We start from the raw sequence: 6,574 nt of genomic DNA on the forward strand, positions 1-6,574 counted from the left end.
AATAAAGTTCCTTACATACCCCAGCAGGCGAGGACGCTCTTGCGCCACGCGGCGAAGGCTTCGGCGAAGCCTTCCACGGGCAGTTCGCTCTTCTCGCCGGTCTTGCGGTTCTTCACTTCGACGATGCCGCGGGCGAGGCCCTTGCCGCCGACGACCACCTGCATGGGCAGCCCGACGAGGTCGGCGTCCTTGAACTTCACGCCGGGGCGTTCCTCGCGGTCGTCGAGAAGCACGTCGAGGCCCATGCCGGTCAGCAGATCATACAGCTCGTCGGCCTTGGCGGCGGTGTCGGCGTTCTTGGGATCGAGGTTGAGGAGCTCGAGGTCGAACGGTGCGAGCGGCGGGGGGAAGGCGATGCCGTCGCCGTCGTTGTTCTGCTCGATGCAGGCCGCGACCACGCGGGAAACGCCGATGCCGTAGCAGCCCATGATGATGGTCTGCTCCTTGCCGTTTTCGTCAAGGTAGATGGCGTTAAGGGCGGTGGAGTACTTGGTGCCGAGCTTGAAGACGTGGCCCACTTCGATACCCTTGGCAAAGGCCACCGGCTTGCCGCAGCGGGGGCAGACGTCGCCTTCCGCGATGGAACGCAGATCCGCATAGGCGAATGCCGGAACGTCGCGCTTGAGGTCCACATGCAGGATATGCGTGTCGGCCTTGTTCGCGCCCGCGATCCAGTCCGTGTCGGCCATGAGCTCATGGTCGGCGACGATGGGGCCGGCGGTGAAGCCCACGGGACCCGCGAAGCCCACCGGGGCGTTGGTCCACTGGGTCACCTGCTCGGGCGAGGCGAGGACCACTTCGTCGGCCTTGAAGTAGTTCTTCAGTTTGATTTCGTTCAGCTCGCGGTCGCCGCGCACGAGGGCCGCGACGGGCTTGCCGTCCACCACGTAGAGCAGCGTCTTGATGAGCTTCTGCGCGGGAACCTTGAGGAAGCCGCAGACTTCTTCGATGGTGTGCTGATCTGGGGTGGTCACTTCCTCGATGGCGGCGCAGGTTTCCTCACAGGCCTTGGCGGGCGGGAGGACGGCGGCGCGCTCGATGTTGGCGGACCAGTCGCATCCGGTACAGTAGGCGATGGTGTCTTCGCCGGTTTCGGCCAGCACCATGAACTCATGCGAGAAGTTGCCGCCGATGGAGCCGGAGTCGGCTTCCACGGGACGGAACTGCAACGCCATGCGGCTGAAAATCTTTTTGTACGCCTCGAACATCTTCTTGTAGCTGATGTCCGCGCCCGCATCGTCCCTGTCGAAGGAGTAGGCGTCCTTCATCAGGAATTCGCGCCCGCGCATCAGGCCGAAGCGGGGGCGGATCTCGTCGCGGAACTTGGTCTGGATCTGGTACAGGTTCATGGGAAGCTGGCGGTAGGAACGCACTTCGCCGCGGATGAGGTCGGTGACGACTTCCTCGTGCGTAGGGCCGAGGCAGTAGTCGCGCTCATGGCGGTCCTTGAAGCGCAGGAGTTCCTTGCCATAGTGTTCCCAACGCCCGGATTCGCGCCACAGGTCGGCGGGCTGCACGGTCGGCATGAGGATTTCCTGAGCGCCCGCCCGGTCCATTTCCTCGCGCACGATGTTCGCGGCCTTGTTCAGGGTCCGCAGCCCCAGAGGCAGCCACGTATAGATGCCGGAAGTGAGCTTGCGAATCATGCCCGCGCGGATCAACAGTTTGTGGCTGATGACTTCAGCGTCGCCCGGGGCTTCTTTCAGAGTGGGGATGTACCATTGACTCCAGCGCATAGATGTACCTCAGAATGAAATGGGGAGCCCTTCGGATGCGTTCGGGCTCTTAAAGATGGGCAATAGTGTAACCCCGAAGCGGCAAAAAGGCAAAAGATACCTGCCCATCCAATGCGGCCGTTTGGCTCGGGGGATGGGGCTCGCTGGATGGTATGGCAAGTCGGGCGGCCGTACGGCGGGGGCCGGTATGGATTTATTCCCACGATGAAGATCAGGCCGCGGCGGATCCGGGCAGGGCACCCGCCGTTCCGGTCATGCGGGGGAAATGCGGCTTTTTCGGTGCTGCCTCCGCTGTCTTTCCTCTCTTATCCTGTCTGCGGGGGAAAGCATAAATACTGCAAGAAAGCCCGTTGTCCCGGAGCGTGGAAAGACGGGGGTGTACAACACGATACTTTCCGGTGTATTGCAATCGTTCGTTCCGCCCGGAAGGGCAGTAAAACGCTTTTGGGAGAAAAAGATGATCGCAAGACAGTTCAGGGGATTCACCGTTGCCGCATGTCTTATGGTTCTGGCGGCGTTCGGTATGCCGGATACTTCATGGGCATGGGAATCGGACGGGCCGCGCTTCAACATATACACGCAGGGCTATGAAAAGGCCGATGTGGACGAGGGCGGTTCGTATTCCAAGACGGAAACCGGCGTATCCGCCGGATACAAATGGTTTACGCTGGCCTACAAGCGTTCCGACTTTAGCTGGAGCCATTCCGACTCGGTGAATTTCAGCAAAAAGGGCTCACCGTGGGACCAGCTGAACAAGCTGACGCTGGACGCTTCGTTCAATGGCGCTCTGGGCGAGTCGGTGAACTGGTTTGCGGGCGGCTCCATCATTTCCGGCTTTGAAGATCAGATCTGGGACTCGTTTACGTTCGCGCCTCGCGGCGGCTTGACCTTCTCGCCCACCTACGACCTGAAATTCCATGTCGGCGCGGCGGGCCTGATTTCTCCGGTGCGCCCGCTTGTCATGCCGATAGTCGGGGCTGAGTGGCGCAACGAGCATGATTATGGGCTGTCCGGCATTATAGGATTTCCCGGCACGAGGGTGCAGTATCGTTTCAATGATCTGCTTGCGGCACGCGTGGCGGCGAAATGGGATCGCGACATCTATCGTCTGTCCAACGACAGCAGCGTCGCCGGGAAGGGGTACGTGGAAGAGTCCGGCTATACGGGCGGCGCGTATCTCGACATCACGCCCCTTGCGGACCTGAAATTGACGGTTGGCGCCGAACTGCTGTTTGATCGCCAGCTCCGCCTGTACGACAAGGGCGGCGACGAATTTTCCAAGACGGACGTGGACCGTGCGCTCGGTGCGGTCTTGCGGGCCAGTTACAGCTTCTAGGATATAAACGGATACAAAATGGATGAGCCGTTCCGGAGCGTTCGCTTCGGACGGCTCTTTCTTTTTCAAGGGCTCAATTTTTCCGTTGGACATGGATGGCCGAAATCGCGGTTACGGGACATGGGGAGAGGCGTTGCGGATATTTTTTTTCGTGCAGCCGGGACAGTTTCACGGAGGGCAGAAGGTTCCGTTCGGGCTCTTTCGTAAGGCCTCCGGGCGACGGGAAGGCGCTGTTGCCTCATGCCGTCGCCCCGTTCTCCAACCTAGCCGTTTTTCTTATCATACAAGCATATGGACAAGCGTTCGAACATGCGATACTCCGGGCAATCCCTGCAGCACGGTGCCGCAGGGAGCCGGGGGGCTCCGGCATATTTTTGAACATGGCTGGCCCCGTTCGCAGCCCGATCCGCTTCTTTCTGGAGTAGCGAGTATGAAGCGTTTTTTCACGTTTGCCTGCTTGGGTGTCGCGGGCGTCATGATGATGACGTCGAACGCTCTGGCCTTGGACGATTTCAGCACCTTTACCATGAAGGGCGTCGGCAATGACGTTGATCCGTTTGAATTGTCCTGCAAGCAGTATAACGGGCTGGACGCGGGCACGCGGCGGCTTGTTACGGCCTTCCTCGAAGGCTACGCCGCGGAGGGGTCAAGCACGGTATTCGTCCCGGGGGCCGTCAAGAATTTCGAGAGCGGCATCATGGCCGTCTGCGCCAAGAACCCCGGTAAAGCGCTCGACGGTATTCTTGAAGAAGTGCAGTATGATGTGCCCGATGGTGGGAGCGAGCCCCGCTGTTCCGATCTCGACGGCATGACGAAAACTGAAGACCTCGCGCAGCTGTTGCTGTGGACGCAGGGGTATCTGGAGTCCGAGCTTTCCGAGAACGAGGAAGCGGATCAGGATCAGGCCATCCATCTGGATACGTTCCGGGAAGACGTGGCCGAAGTGCTCGCCCAGTGCAAGGCCGGCGGGTCCGACGCCAAACTGATCGACGTCATGCGTAAAGTGATCATGGGCGAAGAGTAGTTTTTATTCAGAGCGGATACGAAAGGCCGGGGACTTCCCGGCCTTTCGTTTTTCCCTTTCAATCTGGCATCCCTTCTTGCTTCTACAGCTTCAATTCAGGCAAACCGCTCTTTTGGGGATTGTCATCGGAATAACCGAGGGAAGAGGGCGGGTCCATGCTCAAGCCGCCGAGGGGAGAGGACGGTTTCTCGGCGGGCTCGGGAGCGCGGTCCCACGTTTGGGGTAGTTCCTGCTTCTTTTCCGGGGGATACGGCGGCTGAACGGCCAAGGGATTGATGGCGATGCTGGCCTCAAGCTGCTGGAGTGTGGCGATGCGCTTCTCCAGTTTGGCCAGCGTGGAAAGAATAGCGCCGTGCTCTTCGCGCATGGTCTTCAACATACTGTCCTGATTGCGCAGAATACAGAAAAACATGAAGGCCAAACCTCCGAACAACACAACCTCGAAAGCCAGCAGCATAACCTTTTCCTTTTTCCTTGCGTGATGTGCGCGCCCCGGCCTGCCCCTTGCGGAGTCGTGTCACTTCCAGTACCTGTAGGCGCATCGGCTTACCTCATAATACCCATTGACCGCAACCGCAAGGACCTTACATATGGCATCTCCCTCCATCCGTCCCCATATGCTTGTCGCTGACGAGCAGGGGAATATCTACGATCATCCGGATTTTTTGCTTCTGTGCCGCCGGGGCGAGGAATGGAGCCTGCCCCGTCCCGATGAACTGATGCCTCTGCCTGAGGAGAGCGAGCTGTTCCTGCTGCCCGGACGCCGGGCCGTGGGCCTGAACCCGGAGACCGGCGAAACCGAAGTCATGGAAGATTGGGCCGTTGCCGCTTTCGCCGCGCCCGCGCACACGCTGACGGCGCATCCCGTGTATATGACCGATGAAGGCGCGCCCATGCTGCCTCTGTTCGCCTATGGGGCGGTCGGATTCGCCAACGGGCGTTTCTACGTCTGCGCCAAGAAGGTGGATGAGGACGTGCGGCAGGTCTTCAAAGGGATTTCCCGCGGCAAGATCGACCGTTCCGCCCGAAAGATCATTGAAGATTTCCCGGACAACAGGCTTATGCAGCACATCATGCAGAATTGTACGCTGCGTTACGGCTGCCCGGCGGCGAAGAACCTGAGCCTTGGCCGCTACGAAGCGCCGCTGCCCACGTCCCGGACCTGCAATGCCCGATGCATCGGATGCATTTCACAGCAGGAGGAAGGCTCCAAGATCTGCGCCACCCCCCAGTGTCGGCTGACCTTCACGCCCACGCCCGAGGAAGTGGTGGAGATCATGCGGTTCCATGCGAGCCGCGAGACTGAAAAGCCGGTCTTTTCCTTCGGGCAGGGCTGCGAAGGCGAGCCGTTGACCGAAGCGCCGCTGCTCATTGAGTCGGTGCGGCGTTACCGCGAGGCCGGAGGGCACGGCACGATCAACCTGAACTCCAATTCCTCCCGGCCGCAGGCCATCGCCGAGCTTGCGGAAGCGGGCTTGACCTCGCTGCGCGTGAGCCTCAACAGTGCCCGTCCCGAAGTGTACGAACGGTACTACCGCCCGCACGGCTACACGTTCGACGATGTGCGGCAGTCCATCATAGAGGCCCGTTCGCGTGGGGTACACGTCGCCGTCAACTTGCTGTATTTCCCAGGAATCACGGATACGGAAGAGGAAATCGAAGCCCTCATCGAACTGTTCCAGTCCACCGGCATCAGTCTTGTGCAGCTCCGGAATCTGAACATCGATCCCGAATTTTACCCCTCGCTGCTCGAAGGGATTTCGTTCGGCCCGTCCGTGGGGTTGAACAACTTCCGCAAGCGCATCCGGCGGGCCTGTCCGTGGATCACGTACGGGTATTTCAATCCCTATCTCGGCGATAAGGCCGATCTCGGGGATACGCCCATGCCCGGAGAGTGGAAGCCCGCTCCGCTTGAGGTTTCGGAAGCTGAAGAAGAGAGCGGTAAATAATTGAAGCATTGGGGAGGGGGAGGAGAAACTTTCTGAGGAAAGTTTCTCCTCCCCCTCCCCAAACCCCACCCTCTCCTCTTCAAAGACTTTCGTGTTTATTGAATCCCTGGTCCCAGCGTTCCCTAGGCAAATTATTTGGGACGGCGTACTCGTCGGAAAGAGGGCGTTTCGGAAGGAACAGGGGAGGCTTTTTCAACAAATGAGAAGCCGGGCAACCGTATTGCCCGGCTTCTTTGCATCTGTAACAGGAGCTTGCTGTCTTCTACATGTCCTGCTTTTTATAGCTTTATTGAGCCATCCCAAAAAGGTGCACCGAAAACCTCGAACAGGGATTCGATAAAGTCGAAAGTCTTGGGAGGGAGAGGGGTGGGGTCCGGGGAGGGGAGAGGGAACCCTTCTGGAGAAGGGTTCCCTCTCCCCTCCCCGGTTCAATCAATTTATTGCTTGTTCCTTCTCCCAAAACGGCGGACGGCGTTCCAGCGCTTGCGGATCGGGGCCGTGCGCATGTAGCCGACGGCGATGCAAATCA

The 6,574-nt window shown here is 59.6% G+C and carries 5 protein-coding genes; 3 read left to right on the forward strand and 2 right to left on the reverse strand.

The genetic code is table 11. The features are described from left to right. Positions 1–11 precede the first annotated feature (11 nt). Positions 12–1,736, reverse strand: a complete 1,725-nt coding sequence (locus tag HMPREF0178_RS11660; protein WP_009733582.1) for a proline--tRNA ligase — start codon at positions 1,734–1,736, stop codon at positions 12–14. A 457-nt stretch (positions 1,737–2,193) separates the two neighbouring features. Here HMPREF0178_RS11660 and HMPREF0178_RS11665 point away from each other — a divergent pair, with 457 nt between their 5' ends. Both HMPREF0178_RS11665 and HMPREF0178_RS11670 read left to right on the forward strand, forming a co-directional pair. Beyond that, a complete protein-coding gene (locus HMPREF0178_RS11665; protein WP_009733583.1) occupies positions 2,194–3,072 on the forward strand; it encodes a hypothetical protein in 879 nt (292 codons plus the stop codon). Positions 3,073–3,502: 430 nt separating this feature from the next. Continuing rightward, positions 3,503–4,096 carry an HdeA/HdeB family chaperone gene (locus tag HMPREF0178_RS11670; protein ID WP_009733584.1) on the forward strand — a complete coding sequence of 198 codons (594 nt, stop codon included), beginning with the start codon at positions 3,503–3,505 and terminating at the stop codon, positions 4,094–4,096. Between the two features lie 82 nt (positions 4,097–4,178). On the opposite strand, the gene HMPREF0178_RS11675 is transcribed toward HMPREF0178_RS11670, so the two are convergent. Beyond that, positions 4,179–4,553: a hypothetical protein gene (locus HMPREF0178_RS11675; protein ID WP_009733585.1), complete on the reverse strand. Its 375-nt coding sequence runs from the start codon at positions 4,551–4,553 to the stop codon at positions 4,179–4,181. 133 nt (positions 4,554–4,686) lie between these two features. On the opposite strand from HMPREF0178_RS11675, the gene HMPREF0178_RS11680 reads away from it, so the two are divergent. Continuing rightward, complete coding sequence (locus HMPREF0178_RS11680; RefSeq protein WP_009733586.1) at positions 4,687–6,045, forward strand: radical SAM protein; 1,359 nt, start codon at positions 4,687–4,689, stop codon at positions 6,043–6,045. Positions 6,046–6,574 lie beyond the last annotated feature (529 nt).

Origin of the sequence: Bilophila sp. 4_1_30 (assembly GCF_000224655.1) — a bacterium.
Lineage (GTDB): Bacteria > Desulfobacterota > Desulfovibrionia > Desulfovibrionales > Desulfovibrionaceae > Bilophila > Bilophila wadsworthia.